Here is an 18,361-nt window from a genome sequence, read left to right as displayed (position 1 = left end):
AGGACAGTTACTCGATTATGAAGAGAGTTTGAGTCCGAAAGAAGCCCTCATAAGGACAGGGATTGAATTATGAAGGTAGTCCGAGTCCAAATCAACCCCTCATTCGGACAGAAATATGAACTAAAAAGTCATCTGTGTCCCAATCATACCATCAGATGTGCATTAGTTGGCCAATCAACCTCCATATCAAAAAAAGATCCTCTTTTTCACAAAAGAGAATCCATTATTAAACCACTTTTTTAGGAAAAACGATTTTAAAGCAAACTAGATCTTTATCAATTTTTACTTGTAAGTCACCATTGTATTTTTGTGTAATTTCTTTAATAATCGAAAGCCCAAACCCTCTACTTTTACTTTGTTCTCTCGGTTTGGTCGATTGCTCAATCTGAAAGAACGTTTCATCAAATTTCTTAAGTGTACTCGAATTTTTTACTTCTATGACAAACGTCCGGGATAGTTCTTGTATTTCGACAGAGATTTTACGTTGTTCTTCTGGTAATTCCATCGTGGCGTCATAGCCATTATCTAACAAGTTACTCATTAGGCGAATAAAGTCTGTTGAGGAAATCATTTTCATAATTTCCTCGTTTGAAATGTTTAGCGAAAACGCAATATGATCTCTTTTGAACTTTTCCATTTTAGTAAAAAGAACAGAGGCAAGAATCGGATTATTGATTTTTAATACTTGATTGTTTACTTGAATATCACCAATTAATTCTTTCACATAGTTTTCAGTTTCGGTGTGATTTCCGATTTTTAACAAACCAGAAATAACGGTTAAATGATTATTCAGGTCGTGACGATCTGACCGGACTGAGGCAACTAACGAATGAAACTCCTTTTCATGAGTAGTTTCAGTGAGTTGAACTTTCTGTTTGGTTTCGCTTTGATAGATTTTACCTATTATAAAAAGAGAACCAATATTTAATAAAATGACGATGAACATGCTAGCTGGAACACCTAGGATAAACGTGGTTTCCTTCATAATATATAAGGAACCAATAGACATAAAGGTTAAAAATATTTGAAGCAGTACAACAAAAATTAATGGAACAATCCCTTTCATTGTAACCTACTAGCTAGAAAAGGAATTTTAATGTTTTTCTTATAGAAAATATGCAGCCAGTGCCATTGGAAGATTTGTTGAATTAGCTATTAATATACGTTTCCATGGACTAGCCAACACAGTTTCAAGATCTAAAGAAAATAATTGCGTGTACAAAAGAATAAGTACAGTCTGAAACGTGAAAATGGAAATATAAAAAATTAAAGCAAACAAGAACCCTTGACTAATCTTTAGTTTAAAGAATAAAGAGGACAATAGAGCAACAACAACAAATAGTAAGTATACCTTAAACGAAAAGGTCATGTACTGATCCGCGAAAAATGCTATCGCAGAATATAAAACTGATAATAATAGAAAGGACTTTCCATTTAATTTTATAGAAATTCCGAGTAAGACGAAAGTTAGTGCAACTGCAGCTAGTGTTTCTGGTAAGGATAGTAAAAAATAACTGTACCATGCCATGAGTATTCTCTCCTAAAATGATAGTAATGTTTTAAAATATAATAAATAATAGCATGGATTTGTTCGTATTAACAAACTAATTTCGACAATTTATGACTTTTGTTTGAATGTTTCTATAGTGAAAAAATACTATGATGTTTTTTTCCTTTCAGACTATAAGTGCAAGAATGAGGAGGAAGGAGGAACATCGTGTTGTTAAACTTGAGATATCGTTATCATCAAAATAGTTGTCTAGGTGGGGATAATTTTTATGGGAGTAATCAAGTTTTCTTTTGAAGAGATGTGGGAGAAAATTATTGCATGTGATCATACTTACGATGGACTGTTTTATACAGCAGTAAAAACAACAAAAATCTACTGCAGACCCTCCTGTCGGTCGAGAAAGCCCAAAAAATGTAATGTTGAATTTTACGACGACATGAAAAAAGTAGAACAGGCTGGCTTTCGTGCATGTAAACGATGTAAGCCGGATGCACCTCTTTCTCCAAACGATGAACTGATAACGAAGGTAATCTCCTTCTTAGTTACTCATTATAAGGAACCATTACAACTTGATGATGTAGCTAATCACGTGGGAGTAAGTTCTTTCTATATTAATAGGTTATTCAAGAAGGAAACAGCGGAAACTCCTAGGTCCTATCTGGAAAAAATACGAGTTGATAAAGCAGCACATCTTTTAAAATATACGGACCGATCAAATTTAGAAATTTGTTATGAGACAGGATTCCAGAGCTCGTCTAATTTTTACAAAGTATTTCGAAATGTGAAGGCTTGTTCCCCTAGTGAATATCGTACAGCAAGTAAAGAGGAACATGTAAGATGAAGTGGATCAATTACGAGTCACATATTGAAATAATACCACCACAAGAATTTAGTTTTGCAGAGTGCATGGTGTTTTTAGGACGTTCACAAGAAGAGGTTCTTCATCGACTTGATGATGGTAATTTATATAAATTGTTGCACATTGAGAATGAAATGATTTTAGTAAAGATCTTTGAAGTTGAAGGGATGATAAAAGTTGAATTTCCGTTAAATGTACCGAATATTAGCAAACGAATACAGGTAGTCACTTACATTGAGGAGTGGTTTGATTTCCATTCAGATTTAGAAGAATTTTATCAAATGGCAAATGAGGACCAACTATTAAAGAGAATGGTAGAGAAATATTATGGGTTGCGAATGATAGGTATTCCTGACTTATTCGAGGCCCTTACTTGGGCTATTATGGGCCAACAAATCAATTTATCGTTCGCCTACTTACTTAAAAAACGTTTTGTTGAAAGTTACGGAAAGAGTCTAACTTTTGAAGGAGAGACGTATTGGATATATCCTACATATGAGGTAGTCGCAAATGTAAAGGTAGACGATTTGAGAAAGCTTCAATTTACGACTAGGAAAGCGGATTATATCATAGGAATTGCAAAGATTATGGTAAGCGGTGAAATGACAAAAGAAAGATTGAAACAACAGGAGTATCATGAGCTTCACAACCAGTTAATGAAAATCAGGGGAGTAGGGGCATGGACTGCGGATTATGTAATGATGAAATGCTTTCACCAACACTCTTCGTTTCCGATTGCAGACGTAGGACTTCATAATGCATTAAAGCTCCAATTAGGACTGGAGCATAAACCAACGATTCATGAAATAAAAGTAATCGCGACAAATTGGGAAGGTTGGCAAGCGTATGCGACTTTCTATTTATGGAGGTCTCTTTATGACTAATAGATATATAATCGATTATCAGTCACCAATAGGAATATTAGAAATTATCGGATCAATGGATGAGATTTATTCCATCATGTTCGTAGACCGGGAAGAGATTCAAAATACGATTCAAGAGGAAACACCGGAAGTAATGAAAGAATGTTTGAATCAAATCGATGAGTATTTTAAGGGGAAACGTCAAACATTCACCTTTCCTTTCACATTAGAGGGAACAAAATTTCAGCAAACCGTGTGGAAGGCATTATCCAGTATCCCTTTTGGTGAAACAGGAACTTATAAGGAACTAGCTATTAGGATTGACAATGAAAAAGCAATTAGAGCAGTTGGTCATGCAAATGGTAGAAACAAGCTAAGTATTGTCATTCCATGCCATAGAATCATTGGGTCCAGTGGGAAACTCACAGGTTATGCGGGTGGATTGTGGAGGAAGGAATGGTTGCTTCGGCATGAACGTAGGGAGAACAGTAAAAAAATAGTTTAGTATAACCCAATAACATGAGAAAAAAATCATCCGCATTGTATATTTGTTAGTAATAAGAGCCTCCTTATACAGGAGCTCTTATTTTTATTGAATGAATGTTTTAAAAATATAATTGACATTGAGAATCATTATCGATTATATTTAAGTTGTTAATAATGATAATCATTTTCAATTAGAGGAGGAGAACAGTGAAAATATTTATTGGCTATGTAAGTATGTCCGGTAATACAGAGGATATGGCGAATATTTTGAAAGAAACTCTTCTTGAATGTGGATGTGAGGTCGATCTACTTGATTTAGAAACAGTAGATGTACATTCTTTAAAAAGCTACGATTGTATCTTCTTTGGTGCGTACACCTGGGGAGATGGGGATCTGCCATATGAGGTCGAAGAGTTTTTCGATGATCTCAAAAAACTGAAATTAAATGGAGTAAAGGCTGCTTGCTTTGGCTCAGGTGATACACTCTATCCTAAGTTTTGTATGGCAGTGGATATTATGGCAACGACACTGCAGGAACAGGGCTGTGATGTTTATGATGAAGGATTGAAAATAGAACTAAGTCCTGAAACAGACGAGGAAGTAGACGAATGCAGACAATTTGCGAAGTCAGTGTATCAATGGGCAAGCAAGGGGGAGAAGGCTACATATGTTTGATAAAGGGTCCACGGCAGTTTTGTCCACTCCAAGTTTACCGTTCATCGTGGCTGTAAAAAATGCTGGTTTATACTCCTTTAAGAAAGGTAAATGGTTTTTACAATATTCTCTTCCCTATAGTGTATATAAACTCGTTCAGATATCCCCTTATATTTTTGGAATTGGTGATAACGGATTGATCGTTCGTTACAATCCGTTTAACAAGAAGTGGACACATACTTTCTTCCCGACACCACAACGTCTTTGGGATATTACAGGTGATGATTCAGGACTTATTATTACTCATGCGGGAAGTAAGCTTTATATTTCCTATAATTTTGGGTCCAGTTGGTCAGTTGTTCATCCCTTTAAAGATATGACAAATAGACCGCTCATACGGTCGTTATTCAAGCATAAGGAACACATCTATATCGGAACCCAAATTAACAAGGAATCTGGTGGACTATGGATGTTTTCTTTGAGGAGTGGAAGATTAATCCTTGTTAAAAAAGAACAACACTCCATGATCTCCTCTATCTTTATAGATAATGATGATTATCTGTTAATTGCTAAAGGGAACGCCTGGTCAAAAGAAGGGTCCATAGAGATGAAATGGCTTCATGCTTCTAAATGGACTACATTTGAACAACCGATCTCTGAGAAAGCATTTCTAGATGTATTTACCGTAGGAAAGAACTTATATACCACAACAAGTAAGGATGAATACGGTTTTTCAAGGATTTACGAAATAGATAAGCACACAGCCACTCTCATGCCTATAGAAACCATTGAAGGGCATGGCTTTAGGGGAGCAGGCTTTGAAGATGAGTTATTTATTAGTTCTCCTATCGAAAGTAAGTGGATTGATCGAAGCTATGAAGTTACAAAACTAGTTCATTAATTGGAGTGATTACATTGAAAATTGGTGTCATTTATGCAAGTATGTCAGGAAATACTGAAGCTATTGCTGATATGATTGTAGAGCAACTTATGGAACAAAATCATGAAGTAGATCTAAAGGATATGCTTAGTCTTTCTTCAGCAAACGAGCTTTTAAACTATGACCTTGTATTTATGGGAATGTATACGTGGGGTGATGGAGATTACCCAGATGAATGTCTCGATATAATAGAAGAAATGGAACAATTAGACTTGGACCAGAAATTATTTGCTCTATTTGGTTCAGGAGACACATCCTATCCTGAATTCTGCGGTGCTTTAGATAAATTAAAAGATTTAATGGAAGGTCAAAGTGGGGTATGCTTAGGAACACCTTTAAGAATCGAATTTAATCCAAGTAAGGCTGATGAAGAAGAAATTAATCATTTTGTCATGCAAGCCTTGTCTGTTTTTGAGAAGAGTAGTTAAATAATTAAGATTAAAGAGTGGGTCTGGGTCAACAGGTCCACTCTTTTTGCATCATAGAATAAAAAATTGCAGACGATACCAAAACAATGCTAGTGTTAACGCTTACATCCCAATATACGACATTTATATAATTAACATGTAACCAAATGAGACAAATATTAAGGGGGAAAAAAGATGAAGAAGTTTTTGAAAACGATTTCTTTAATGCTAGCTTTTATGTTAGTGGCAGGTGTGCTAGCCGCGTGTAACAGTGAAAGTAGCGGTGGTGGAAGCAGCAGTAGCAAAGTAAGTGTAGGAATCGTATTACCAACTAAGGATGAGCCGAGATGGGTTCAAGACGAACAAAGATTCAAGGATGCTTTATCAGGCTCTGAATATACAACAGAAATCTTATTTAGCCAAGGTTCTTCTGCTAAGGAAAAAGAAAATGTAGAAACATTATTAAACAAGGGTATCGAAGTACTAATTATTAGCCCTCAAGACGGTGATGCAGCAGCGGCTGCTGTTGAAGCTGCGAAGAAGGACGGAGTTACGGTTATTGCTTACGACCGTTTAATTACAAACACAGATGCAGTAGATTACTATGTAACATTTGATAGTCTCGCTGTAGGTGCGGCTCAAGGTCAATACTTAATTGATCACGCAGAAGGTTCAAACGTTCCATTGTACTTATATGCTGGTGCTGCTTCTGATAACAACGCTTTCTTGTTCTTTGAAGGAGCTTGGAACGTTCTTCAACCGAAGATTGCTGATGGAACATTTACCATTGCAAACTCAAGTGAAGCTGAGAAGTTAAAGGATAAAGCGGAATTAACTCGTGATGAAATGAGTAAAATTCTTGGCCAAGTAACAACAAACTGGGATCCAAATGAAGCGAAAAACAAAGCTCAAACACACCTAACAGCTGTTGGTGCAGATATGAAGGGTGATGTGGCCATTCTTGCGCCAAACGATGGTACAGCTCGTTCTATTGCAGACGTATTCTCTTCTGACGGAGAAGTTACTAGCTTTGTAGTAACAGGACAAGACGCTGAAAAAGCATCAATTCAATATGTAATCGATAGCAAACAATCAATGACTGTATTTAAGGATGTTCGTACCCTTGTTACGGATGCAATGGGAATGGCTGTTGATATCCTCGATGGAAAGACACCTGAAACAACAGGTAGCTACGATAACGGAGAAGTAGAAGTAAAAGCAAAACAAACAGATGTTATCGTTGTTGACGAGGAAAACGTGAAGAGTGAATTAATTGACTCAGGTTACTACGAAGCCAGCGAATTTACTGGACTTTAAAAAATAAACAGAGGTTGTTGCGGAATAGTGGTAGAGTGGTCTATCACTATTTCGCAATTGTAACAGTTGTCTTGTAAAGGGGGCATACAAATGAGTGAGTATATTTTGGAGATGAAACAAATCTCCAAGAATTTTTCGGGAGTAAAAGCACTAAGTAATGTGAATTTCAAAGTGGAAAAAGGTGAGATTCATTGTCTAATAGGTGAAAACGGTGCAGGAAAGTCGACACTTATGAAGGTGCTAAGCGGGGTGTATCCTTATGGTTCCTACGAAGGAGATATTCTGTATGAAGGAAATGTACAACAGTTTAACAAGATTAGTGACAGCGTAAAAACAGGAATCGTTATTATTTATCAGGAGCTGGCTTTATTTCCTGACCTAACTGTATATGAAAATATATTTGCGGGCAATGAAGTGAAAAATGGTGGCATTGTGGACTGGAATAAAACCATTGCTGAAGCGAAAAAAATGCTGAACAAGGTGAAGCTAGATGTTAATCCAGATACCCTTATTAAAGATTTGGGAGTAGGGAAACGTCAACTAGTTGAAATTGCAAAAGCTCTAAGCAAGGACGTTAAGTTGCTGATTCTCGACGAACCAACCGCAGCACTAAATGAGGATGATAGTGAAAACCTTCTTGAGTTATTACGCGAACTTAAGAACCAAGGAATCACATGTATCATGATTTCACACAAGCTAAAAGAAGTCATTTCTATTGCAGATAAAGCAACCGTTCTACGTGATGGTCAGACTATTTGTACATTGGATGCAGCAAAGGGAGAAATCAACGAAAGTACGATCATAAAGAACATGGTTGGGCGTGCGATAGAAGATATTTATCCAAAAAGAGAAAAGCAAGCATTCGGTGGAAAAATTCTTGAATTGTATAATTGGTCTGCCTATGATCCTCAATTAGGTAGAAAAGTCGTGAAAAATGTAAACCTACATGTGAAGAAAGGTGAAATTGTAGGGATTGCAGGACTTATGGGTTCTGGACGTACTGAACTTGCGCTGAGTATCTTTGGTAATGCAAAGTCCTATAAGGTAGAAGGAGATTTAGTCATAGCAGGAATCTCAAAAATGCTCAAGCATCCAAGTGATGCGATAAAAGCAGGAATTGCTTATGTGACCGAGGACAGAAAGGGCGATGGATTGTTCTTAATTCAAGACATTAAAAGCAATATATCGGCAGCAAATCTAAAGGGAATTTCCTCAAATGGCCTGATCAATGACAATGAAGAGATAAAGATTGCAGACCATTATAAAAAATCATTAACGATAAAGGCCTCTTCCTTAGAGCAATTAGTTGGTAACTTGAGTGGAGGGAACCAGCAAAAGGTGTCTTTAGGAAAATGGCTGTTTGTTGGACCCAAGCTGTTAATTCTTGATGAGCCTACTCGAGGGATAGATGTGGGTGCTAAATTTGAAATTTATACAGTTATGAACGAGTTAATTAAACAAGGCATGAGTATTATTATGATTTCATCTGAGCTTGGTGAAGTATTAGGTATGAGCGACCGAGTGTATGTAATGGCTCAAGGTGAAATAAAAGGTGAGTTGTCAATAGATGAAGCAAACCAAGAAAATATTATGCAGCTTGCTACGCAATAGGAGGTTAATATAATGAGTATTTACAAAGAAGCGAAATCGTTGATCAGTGAAAATATCCGTGACTATGGCATGTATATTGCCCTTATTGTCATTATTCTTACCTTCTCAATTATGACGGACGGACTATTTATGTCTTCACGTAATATAAGTAACTTACTAGATTCAGCAGGTTATATTGCTGTATTAGCTGTAGGTATGACGCTTGTCATTGTTATTCGACATATCGATTTATCAGTCGGTTATGTTGCTGGTTTTCTTGGAGCTATTGCAGCGATCCTTCTTACACAAGCAGGAGTGTCTATTTACATTACAATCCCTATCATTCTCATTTTAGGGATTGTGGTTGGTCTACTAAACGGTTTTCTAGTTGCCCAAATTGGAATTCCTTCCTTTGTTGCTACATTGGCAGGTTGGTTAGTTTTTAGAGGAGCATTACTGCAGGTAACAGAAAAGACAGGAACCATTATCATTCAGGATGATAGATTTAATGCGATTGGTAATGGCTTTATTCCTTCACTTCTTCAAATCAACGGTCTTCATTTACTTTCCTTAATAGTTGGCTTAGTAGGAATTCTGTTTTATATCTATGGTGAAATTTCTACACGCAGAAACAAGATTAAGTATGATTTTGAAGTGGTATCAAACGGAATATTTATTTTAAAGTTGGTGTGTATTTCAGCAATTATCGCCTACTTAACATGGATTTTAGCAGGTTATAATGGATTCTCATGGACGGTTATGATTATACTGCTAGTTGTAATTGTGTATCACTTCCTAACCACAAAGACAGTGCTTGGAAGACATGTTTTTGCAGTAGGTAGTAACCCAGAAGCAGCCCATCTTAGTGGGATTAATGTAAAGAAGATAACTTATATGGTATTTGGTTCGATGGGAATGCTAGCTGCCCTTTCTGGAATTCTATTTACTTCACGCTTGCAATCAGCAACCACTACTGCTGGGACATTATTCGAACTAGATGCTGTTGCGGCTGCGTACGTCGGTGGAGTTTCTGCCGCTGGTGGAGTCGGAAAAGTAACTGGAGCCATTATCGGTGCGATTGTTATGGCATCGTTATCTAATGGGATGAACCTACTAGGAGTTGGTATTTCTTATCAATATATCATCCGAGGTGGTGTATTAGCCTTAGCCGTAATTTTTGACGTTATGACTAGAAAAAAACGATAGATAGGTAGAAGAGGGATTACGAAGGGTAGTCCCTCTATCTTTCTATATTGGCGTCCCCACTCCTTCCCCTCTAAAAATCAACCCCGAAAAAGCTGAAAATTCTAACTAAATATATTGAAGAATTGCAGGTAGATGATATGATGAGAGTAGTTTACTATAAGTAGAAAGAGGATCAGTCCATTGCGAAAAACTAGTATATTTTTACTATCCCTTACTTTTATTTTCCTTTGCTATTTTACTTTTATATCTGCAAAAAAAGTTTTTCGCTCGGATTGGCAGCTATCTCAAGAAACGAATCAAAATGTGGATCAGCATCGTCTTGTATTAATTACTCAAGATATGGAGACATCCTTCTGGGATCAGGTAGAGAGTGGCGCTCGAAAACAAGCCTTGAAGGAAGGGGCAAGTCTAGAGGTTTGGGGTAGCTACGGAAACAATCAGGAGGACTTTTTAGAGAAAATCGAAATCGCTCTTTATTCAAAAGTAGATGGGATCATTGTACAAGGTTTAGATAACGCAGAGTTTAAAGATTTAACAAAAATAAAAGCATCGTTTTATGGAATTCCTATCTTTACTGTAGCAAATGATGTTCCCATGTCAGAGAGCTTTAGAAGAACTTTTGTTGGTTCTGATCAGTATCAAGCGGGCCGAATGCTAGCAAATGAACTAACGAAAGAAATGGGTACATCAGGGACCGTGGTGTTAATGTACGATAGTGAGCATGAATATTATCAGACACAGAGACTAAGTGGAATACAAGATGCTTTAAATGTGTATCCAAATATTAAAACGGTTCTTGCTCAAACATCGGAAACAAGAGAGCAAGTTCTTACCACCACTCAAGATGTTATGAATCGTAATCCAGACGTGGATGCTTTTATAGCGGTTAATGCGAATTTTGCTGCGGGAATGGTTCAGGAAATTGGAAAGCGTTCTCAAGTAGAGCCTTTTTTCATCTATTCGTTTGACGATGGTCCTGAAACATTAACTCTACTAAAGGAAGAAAAACTGGACGGGATTGTTAAGCAATCACCCGAGATGATGGGAGAAATTAGCGTTCAATTGATCATGGAGTGGTTAAATGGTGATACGGTTCCTCTCGATATAGACGGGTATTTTACAGATATTCATTTTTTGAAAGCGGTTGACGTACAATGAACAGTATTCAGAAAAAAATTCTTACGTTAACAACAGTGGTTCTTGTGATTATGTCCGTAATTTGGGTAGCGCTTACATATTATAATCATAAAACGCAAAATCAATATAACGAAATTCTTCAACGATATTTAAGTCTGAACGAGGTAACGAATGCAAGCCAGCAATTAATCACCGATCTCAATAACTATATGCTCAAGCCTACCTCTGAAAATCTAGAACTACTCGAGCATAGCGAGGAAGGGTTAATAGAAGCAAAACGGGATGTGGATACACTAAGGAACCCAGAGAACAACTTCACTTTGTCCAATTATATTAACCTCATTGATAGTCTTCAAGAAACGACAGACAGGTTCCTACTTTATTATTCAGAAAAAGATACGGAGGCCTCCACTAAGGAATTTACGGAGGCGATGAATATTTCCAATTATATATCTGAGATGACTTTGACCTTACTTGATTCAGAATTAAAGACCCATGACAAGTTTTATCGAAGCATCATCGAACGGTCCGGTGAGGTTATAAAACTTGGTATGTGGTTGTTGTTGTTAATTACCTTTGTACTTATTCTTATTACGTATTGGTTTTCATTAGGTATTACGAGACCTGTACTTAAGTTAACGCAAGCAGCAAACGACCTATCAAATGGAAAATTTGATGTTGAAATCAAGGTGGAGACAAATGATGAGATTGCCTTTCTTGCTAGAACCTTTGACCGAATGCGTAACAATATTAATAACTTAATCTCAGAAATTAAGAATAAGGCACAGCTAGAGAGGGAACTTCAAGAGAATAAGATTTTATTACAAGAAAGTCAATTTCGAAGTCTACAGAGCCAGATCAATCCGCATTTTTTATTTAACACTCTCAATACACTTTCTAAGAAGGCATATTTAGAGGGCTCTGAAGAAACTAGTGATCTTCTTGTCAGCGTTGCAGGATTGCTTCGGTATAATTTAAAACAAATTGATCGATCAGTAACTTTGTATGAGGAGGTTGCTGTCTTAAAACAATATATGGATATTCAAAAAGCAAGGTTTACTGAACGCCTGAAATTATACTTGGATGTAGATGAAGATTGCCTATCTGTACGTATTCCAGCCCTCACTCTTCAACCGATTATTGAAAATGCAGTGATTCATGCCATTGAGCCGAGAGAAGAAGGCGGTATCATATGGTTCCGAGTTAGGGATGGAGAAGACATGATTACAATCGAAATTGAAGACGATGGAAAAGGGATGGACAAAGAGAAAATCCAGCAAATTCTTGAAGAAAACACGATGGAAATGGAAGGTCATTCTACAGGAATTGGATTCAGCAATGTCGTAAAACGACTGCGTTTATTTTACGGTTATGACCATGTAATTGATATTTTTAGTGATAAAGGAAATGGGACGAAGGTTGTATTATATATTCAAAAGGAAGGGGTGGATAAAGGATGATCAAACTCCTAATCGTAGATGACGAACAAATAGAAAGGGAAGGCATGCAAGCCATTTTAGAAAAAACCTACCCTGAACATGTAATCAAACAGGCGAAAAATGGGAAAATGGCTGTTCAAATGGCTACAGAGTTTCAACCTGATGTGATATTTATGGATATCAAGATGCCCGGAATGAACGGACTCGAGGCAGTGGAACAGATCAGTGCGAATCATCAGCATATCAAATTTATCATGGTGACAGCGTACGATACTTTCGATTATATGCGTCACGCCATTAAACTTGGAGTGAAGGATTATTTGCTAAAGCCTAGTAAAGCAAGTGACATTGTAGTAACGGTAGGTAAGGTTCTCAAACAGATTGAAGAAGAACGAAAAACTCTTGCATTAAGTCAGTATCAGCAAAGTGCACTACAAAAAACACTAACTCTCGTTGAAACGGATGTGGTAACACAATTATTGTTTGATCACGTCCACGAAGTCCATGTAGATATGCTCGTGGAGATGCTTGATATTCAATCGACAAATGAAATGTTTGTTATGCTTGTGGTGCTTCCTACAGGGTCAGAGCATGTATATACCAAAGTAAAAGAGAAAGTTAGACAAACAAAGAGTGGATGGGTAGGAGCGCTATACGGGAGCCAGCTTCCAATTATTGTTTTCAGGCAGCCTGAGAAAACCTACCGTTCTCAAGCTACATCACTTGCACGAGAGATACTTTCCCTTTCTTATGCACAACAAGGAACGGGATGGTTTATCGGTGTGGGTGAGGTGTGTTACTCACTAGATCACATCAGGCAATCGTATCAAGATGCACTTGTTGCAACGATGGATACAACCCTACCAATTAAGTACCGTTTCTATAAGGATATGTCAGTTTTAGGGGATTCTAGTAATGTTCAGCTTGCTCCACACCAGAAAAAAGAATTTTTCGATCAAATACGCCTTGGAAATTGGGATTATATTCGGCTGAACGTTTTGAATATATTACAAGTATACGAGAACGATGGGACGGAATTGTTACAAACGCAACAACGGATGTTAGAAGTACTATGGATCGTATCTCGCGTCTTGAGTGAAATGGGAGTGGAAACGGATAGCCCCCTATATTCTTCTCAAGTTACTGACTACCGTCAACTGAGATTAGAAACGATACAAATGCTAGATCGGATGCGGCAATCATATGTGAATCATTACGAAAAATTAGAATCAGATACGATTCAACAAATCAAACAATACATTATTGATCACTCCCACGAGGATATATCATTAGATGCACTTGCAAAGAAAGTAGGACTCAGCCCGATTTATATAAGTAAGATGTTTAAAGAAAAACTTGGAATTAACTATATCGACTTTTTAACTGAGTGTAGGATCGAGAAAGCAAAGAAATTAATGTGTGATCCTGAGAAGAGTATAAAGGAAATTACCTTTGAAGTTGGTTATCATGACCCAAATTACTTCAGTAAGGTGTTTAAAAAAATGGTTGCGGTTTCACCAAATAAATACCGAAAGACGCTTCTTGGTATTTAGTTTAGTCGGATAGGAGAGAGAGCAAATGGATCGGGGATTTTCCAATGCTAGATTGATTATGTTCACACTCACGCTAATCTTTTTTACATCTGCTTGCGAGAATGCACCTGAAACTAGAGCAAGGACAGACTCTTCTGCAGTTGAAAAAAACAATTCTCCTGGTCAATCATCCGAGGAGGAAAAAATTAAAATTGGATTTTCTATGGATACATTAGAGGAAGAACGGTGGTTAAGAGATCGAGCACTTTTTAAAGAAGCGGTTGAGAGTTTAGGCGCGGAAGTAGAGATAATGGCAGCGAATGAAGATGATGCCAAGCAAATTTTACAAGCAGAGACACTAATCAGCCAAGGAGTTGACCTTTTGGTTGTTGTACCCAACAATGCAGAAGCAACCGCAGCTATTGTGAATAAAGCGCATCTAGCAGGCATTAAGGTAATTTCATATGACAGGCTAGTAAAAAATGCTGATATAGACATGTACATATCCTTTGATAATGAACAAGTGGGTGAGCTTCAAGCAAAAGCAATTACTGAGTTAGTACCAAAAGGGAGATTTGTGTATATTGGAGGTGCGATTACGGATTATAATGCACACTTACTAAAGAAGGGAGTATTTAACGTCTTACAACCTCTTATTGATAGGGGAGACATTACGATTGTTTATGACCAATGGACGGAGAATTGGACCCCAACGAATGCCTACAAAAGTATGGAAGAAGCACTAAAGGCGAATAATGATCAAATTGATGCAGTTATAGCCGCCAATGATGCTACCGCGGGTGGTGTCATTGAAGCACTCGAGTTTCATGGACTTGCTGGTAACATTCCCGTTAGTGGACAAGACGCTGAGCTGGCAGCTGCTCAGCGAATCGTAAATGGAACGCAACAAATGACTGTGTACAAACCATTGAAAATACTAGCAGAAAAGGCTGCAGAGATAGCTGTCAAACTCGCAAAAGGAGAATATGTAGAAACTGATAGGAAAATTAACAATGGAAAAATCGAAGTTCCTTCAGTACTATTAGATCCTATTGCCGTGAACAAGAATAACCTGGATGAGACGATTATAAAAGATGGTTTTCATTCTAGGAAAGACGTTTATACACTAGATGACTAAATGATAAAGGCCCTGCTTTGGAAAAGTAGGGCCTTTTATTTTAACAGTCTAAATAATTATTTCAATGGTAGCTTGTCGGGGTTCATAATAATATATATTTCTTCAATTAAGTCGTTACATATATAGAAGCTAATAACACTATGAATCTGGTTTTTACTATAATTTACTATTGCGGGTTGACCATTGACATTATTCAATTCAGATGAAAAGTCCTCTGGAACTATTTTTATAATGCCAAATAATAGTGAAAGCACGTTAGGCTGGGAAGCGATGGGACGTACAGCAGCTTTGACCTTTCCTCCACCATCGGAATAAAGCGTGACATTCTTTGATAGAAGCTTTAATAATGTATCCATGTTTTGCATCTGAAACGCTTCAATAAAACGATTGATAATCGACAGGTTTTTCTCGTAATTTAAGCTTTCTCCCTCAACACTTGCAATCTTTTGTTTTGCTCGACTGAAAACTTTTCGGCAGTTTTCTTCTTTTTTATCAATCATGTGAGCAATCTCGCTATACGAGAAATAAAAAACCTCTCTTAATAAAAGTATTGCTCGCTCGTTTGGTGATAAATGCTCCATCATCCGTAAATAAGCTATGCTCAACCCTTCTTTTTGTAATAATAATTCAGCTGGATCGAGATCCGTTGATTGCAATAACAATGGCTCTGGATTCCATGGTCCGATATATTTTTCTCGTTTGTACTTTGATGACTTTAATACGTCAAGGCTGCGATTCGTCATGACTTTACAAAGATATGCTTTCTTGTTATCGATCTTCTCATCGTCTATTTGATATGCTTTTAAAAAGGTTTCTTGGACGATATCTTCTGCATCAGCTACTGAACCTAACATGCGATACCCTATAGAAAATAATAACGGTTTCAATTGTTTATACTCTTCATTACTGATCTGCACGAAATCACCTCTTCTCTTTTTGGATAATTTCCTCTGCTGCTAGTTTCCCACTGCAAGCAGCCCCCTCTGACAAGATATAATGCGGAGAGGCCCAATCTCCTGCTATATATAACCCAGGGATTTCAGTTTCAGAATGTTGGAAATATTTTTCATGACCAACTTGGGGAAGGCGTTGATTTACAGTGATATTTGGAAGAAAACGGCTTGTAACACAAAAGTCTCTCCATCCTGGCTGGATCGTTTCTAAAAATTGCTCAAGCTCATTTCTTACCTTAATCGAATCAATGGAATCATCAGGGTGATAGTATTTAAACACATGAACGATCGAGTTTTTACGATTTTCTGAGAGGGAGGCAACATTTGAATGTACGGAATAATAAAGGGAATCATTCATGTCTAAAGCAAATAACTTCTTAGGGTGTGAGAGCTGAGATAAAGAAATATCTAAACTAGCACCTTTGACAGGTGTTAGTTGGGAAAAAATATTATTCGCTTTTACATTCTCAATTTCACCTAATAGATTAGTGAGTTCAAGTGGTCCAGTTGTACTTATTACATATTTACAGAAAAATTCCTCGTTATTTGAAAGAATAATTTTAAAACTACGATGCTCGGTTGGTATAACTTGTTTTACAATAGAATGAGTTTCAATCTGTACACCTGTTATGATTGCTTTATTGTGAAGTTGGTCAATGATTGTTTGCCAACCGTCATGTAAATAGAGTACTCCGCCCAAGGAAGTCTTAATGTGAGTAACGACTACTTTTGCGCTAACTTTTTCAGGACAATGACAGTAAGTTGAAAGCCTACCAAGTACATAAAGCAGTGATTGGACGTTTTTTGATTGAGCACCTTTCTCCACCCATTGTTGAAAGGTTTGGTCAGCTAAAGCCTGTGTATCGACTTGTTGAATTTTTGATAAAATGAAAATCCATTCTATCCGTTCCTTCCAATTAAGTAGACTTGTTGTAAGAAGTCCCAATGGATTAAAAGGGGCTGTATATTCTTTAGTGTTTCGAGTTAATATTCCGCCTAGCTTTGGTGAACCTCCATCCAGTTTTATATCTAACTCTTCGAGAATGACTGCTGCTTTTCCTTTTTTATAAAGGGCATGAGGTCCCAAATTAAAATAATCTTGTTTTATTTTCTCTGTTTGAGCTCTCCCGCCAACCTTGTTTCCCTTTTCTAGGATTAATATAGATAAATCACTTTTCGCTAAATAGTTTGCTGCTATATACCCCGCTAAACCTCCACCAATAATAACAACATCCCACATTTGATTCATATAAAAAACCTCCTAGTTATCTTTTCATCAATCATGACGAGGAGGAGAGATTTTTGTGACATAAATAAATAAAAAAGCGTCTTTATTTATAGACGCTTACTTCAGTAATTAAGATACAATTGTCATTTTTTGTTCTGTAGGCTTCTTTTTCCGCTTTGCAAGTAGCTTTTCTAAATAGTAAATCAGAATGATAAATACGGACATAATGCTGAAATACTGTAAGATGACTTCTAATGCGTTCGTGCTGCCCATATCTCCTCTTCCTTCAAATCCACCTCGTGCAAACTGGCCAACTGCACCATCGGGTGGGGTACTCCGTTCAAATTGACTACTCCCTCCAGAAAAGTCACCACTTGGAGGAGTACCACGTTCGAATTGACCTTTCACAAAACCACCTTCAGGCATTTCGGAAGAGGAGGTAGCAAAAACGCGATACACTCCAAGTAGGCCTGTTAAAAAATTTGTTGAATAGATTTCATAGCTTCCGAATACTAGTAAGGCAGCTGTAGCGACCTTTGCGACGATTCCCAGAACTGGTTTCGGAGTTTTAAATTTTACAATTTTATTAAAAACTTGGATTACCCATTTCCAATGCAAACCAACGTGAGCGGCAACTAATACAAGTACTAAATAGGAAATAGAGATATGTGCCATTTGAAACCATCGCTCATTAGCAACATTAATATTAGGGAACACAATGTGAGAAACCAAAATCCCACTGATGATAATAAAGGCCATAGTGATAAGTAAAAGTAAATTTAAGACATATCCAAATTTTGTTTTGAAAGGAAGTTTCCGATCCAATAACTTAACGGTCACATTTTTAACCCATCTCCAGTTAAGTGCTATATGTGTAAAAAACACTGCGGCAATGGCTAAGCCTGCAATTTCATGAAAGGTTAAACCGCCCAATACTTGTTTGTTGAAAAACAAGACAAATGTGACTGCCATTAAAATGTCCAGTCCAAACTTTACGTACATTAACTTTTTTTCTTTCAATTCAAGGCCCCCTCAAAATTTATTTAATCCCATTATGTAGGACGGACCTTAAAAGAACCTTAAAATTAAAATTCAAAGGTTT

At 37.0% G+C, this 18,361-nt stretch carries 18 protein-coding genes; 13 read left to right on the top strand and 5 right to left on the bottom strand.

The features are described from left to right. Positions 1-226: 226 nt before the first annotated feature. Together ACRX5O_RS18115 and ACRX5O_RS18110 are read right to left on the bottom strand one after the other, a co-directional pair. Entirely contained in the window at positions 227-1,066 is an 840-nt protein-coding gene (locus tag ACRX5O_RS18115) for a sensor histidine kinase (RefSeq protein ID WP_433907230.1), read from the bottom strand. Positions 1,067-1,105: 39 nt separating this feature from the next. Further along, positions 1,106-1,528 carry a hypothetical protein gene (locus ACRX5O_RS18110; RefSeq protein WP_433907229.1) on the bottom strand — a complete coding sequence of 141 codons (423 nt, stop codon included), beginning with the start codon at positions 1,526-1,528 and terminating at the stop codon, positions 1,106-1,108. A gap of 250 nt (positions 1,529-1,778) precedes the next feature. Here ACRX5O_RS18110 and ACRX5O_RS18105 point away from each other — a divergent pair, with 250 nt between their 5' ends. The 13 genes from ACRX5O_RS18105 (at position 1,779) to xylF (ending at position 15,078) form a co-directional block, all read left to right on the top strand. Further along, positions 1,779-2,351 carry a bifunctional transcriptional activator/DNA repair enzyme AdaA gene (locus ACRX5O_RS18105; protein ID WP_433907228.1) on the top strand — a complete coding sequence of 191 codons (573 nt, stop codon included), beginning with the start codon at positions 1,779-1,781 and terminating at the stop codon, positions 2,349-2,351. Beyond that, positions 2,348-3,253, top strand: coding sequence for a DNA-3-methyladenine glycosylase family protein (locus tag ACRX5O_RS18100; protein ID WP_433907227.1), 906 nt, complete (start codon positions 2,348-2,350; stop codon positions 3,251-3,253). The genes ACRX5O_RS18105 and ACRX5O_RS18100 overlap by 4 nt, the downstream gene beginning before the upstream one ends. Further along, complete coding sequence (locus ACRX5O_RS18095; RefSeq protein ID WP_433907226.1) at positions 3,246-3,737, top strand: methylated-DNA--[protein]-cysteine S-methyltransferase; 492 nt, start codon at positions 3,246-3,248, stop codon at positions 3,735-3,737. Before ACRX5O_RS18100 ends, ACRX5O_RS18095 begins: the two co-directional genes overlap by 8 nt. Positions 3,738-3,925: 188 nt before the next feature. After that, positions 3,926-4,393, top strand: coding sequence for a flavodoxin (locus ACRX5O_RS18090; RefSeq protein WP_433907225.1), 468 nt, complete (start codon positions 3,926-3,928; stop codon positions 4,391-4,393). Beyond that, entirely contained in the window at positions 4,386-5,273 is an 888-nt protein-coding gene (locus ACRX5O_RS18085; protein WP_433907224.1) for a hypothetical protein, read from the top strand. Before ACRX5O_RS18090 ends, ACRX5O_RS18085 begins: the two co-directional genes overlap by 8 nt. Positions 5,274-5,287: 14 nt before the next feature. Next, positions 5,288-5,740, top strand: a complete 453-nt coding sequence (locus tag ACRX5O_RS18080; protein WP_433907223.1) for a flavodoxin — start codon at positions 5,288-5,290, stop codon at positions 5,738-5,740. Positions 5,741-5,914: 174 nt separating this feature from the next. Beyond that, entirely contained in the window at positions 5,915-7,036 is a 1,122-nt protein-coding gene (locus tag ACRX5O_RS18075) for a sugar ABC transporter substrate-binding protein (RefSeq protein WP_433907222.1), read from the top strand. 90 nt (positions 7,037-7,126) lie between these two features. Further along, positions 7,127-8,647 (top strand): ATP-binding cassette domain-containing protein, encoded by a 1,521-nt coding sequence (locus ACRX5O_RS18070; protein WP_433907221.1) that lies wholly within the window; start codon positions 7,127-7,129, stop codon positions 8,645-8,647. A gap of 12 nt (positions 8,648-8,659) precedes the next feature. Further along, positions 8,660-9,832 carry a sugar ABC transporter permease gene (locus ACRX5O_RS18065; RefSeq protein ID WP_433907220.1) on the top strand — a complete coding sequence of 391 codons (1,173 nt, stop codon included), beginning with the start codon at positions 8,660-8,662 and terminating at the stop codon, positions 9,830-9,832. 180 nt (positions 9,833-10,012) lie between these two features. Further along, positions 10,013-10,990, top strand: a complete 978-nt coding sequence (locus tag ACRX5O_RS18060) for a sugar ABC transporter substrate-binding protein (protein WP_433907219.1) — start codon at positions 10,013-10,015, stop codon at positions 10,988-10,990. Beyond that, positions 10,987-12,429 carry a sensor histidine kinase gene (locus tag ACRX5O_RS18055; RefSeq protein WP_433907218.1) on the top strand — a complete coding sequence of 481 codons (1,443 nt, stop codon included), beginning with the start codon at positions 10,987-10,989 and terminating at the stop codon, positions 12,427-12,429. The genes ACRX5O_RS18060 and ACRX5O_RS18055 overlap by 4 nt, the downstream gene beginning before the upstream one ends. Then, positions 12,426-13,961 carry a response regulator gene (locus ACRX5O_RS18050; RefSeq protein WP_433907217.1) on the top strand — a complete coding sequence of 512 codons (1,536 nt, stop codon included), beginning with the start codon at positions 12,426-12,428 and terminating at the stop codon, positions 13,959-13,961. The genes ACRX5O_RS18055 and ACRX5O_RS18050 overlap by 4 nt, the downstream gene beginning before the upstream one ends. Before the next feature lie 25 nt (positions 13,962-13,986). After that, positions 13,987-15,078 carry a D-xylose ABC transporter substrate-binding protein gene (xylF, locus tag ACRX5O_RS18045; RefSeq protein WP_433907216.1) on the top strand — a complete coding sequence of 364 codons (1,092 nt, stop codon included), beginning with the start codon at positions 13,987-13,989 and terminating at the stop codon, positions 15,076-15,078. A gap of 56 nt (positions 15,079-15,134) precedes the next feature. On the opposite strand, the gene ACRX5O_RS18040 is transcribed toward xylF, so the two are convergent. From ACRX5O_RS18040 to ACRX5O_RS18030, 3 genes are all read right to left on the bottom strand, one after another. Beyond that, positions 15,135-15,995 (bottom strand): RNA polymerase sigma-70 factor, encoded by an 861-nt coding sequence (locus ACRX5O_RS18040; protein ID WP_433907215.1) that lies wholly within the window; start codon positions 15,993-15,995, stop codon positions 15,135-15,137. A 4-nt stretch (positions 15,996-15,999) separates the two neighbouring features. Beyond that, on the bottom strand, positions 16,000-17,280 hold the full coding sequence (locus ACRX5O_RS18035; protein WP_433907214.1) for a phytoene desaturase family protein: 1,281 nt from the start codon (positions 17,278-17,280) through the stop codon (positions 16,000-16,002). A 108-nt stretch (positions 17,281-17,388) separates the two neighbouring features. After that, positions 17,389-18,279, bottom strand: a complete 891-nt coding sequence (locus ACRX5O_RS18030) for a DUF4405 domain-containing protein (protein ID WP_433907213.1) — start codon at positions 18,277-18,279, stop codon at positions 17,389-17,391. Positions 18,280-18,361: the final 82 nt, after the last annotated feature.

It is taken from the genome of Robertmurraya mesotrionivorans (genome assembly GCF_050971805.1).
In the GTDB taxonomy this organism is placed as follows: Bacteria; Bacillota; Bacilli; order Bacillales; family Cytobacillaceae; genus Robertmurraya_A.
Note: the sequence above shows the minus strand (reverse complement) of the source record. Positions and strands in the feature narration are given on the sequence as shown.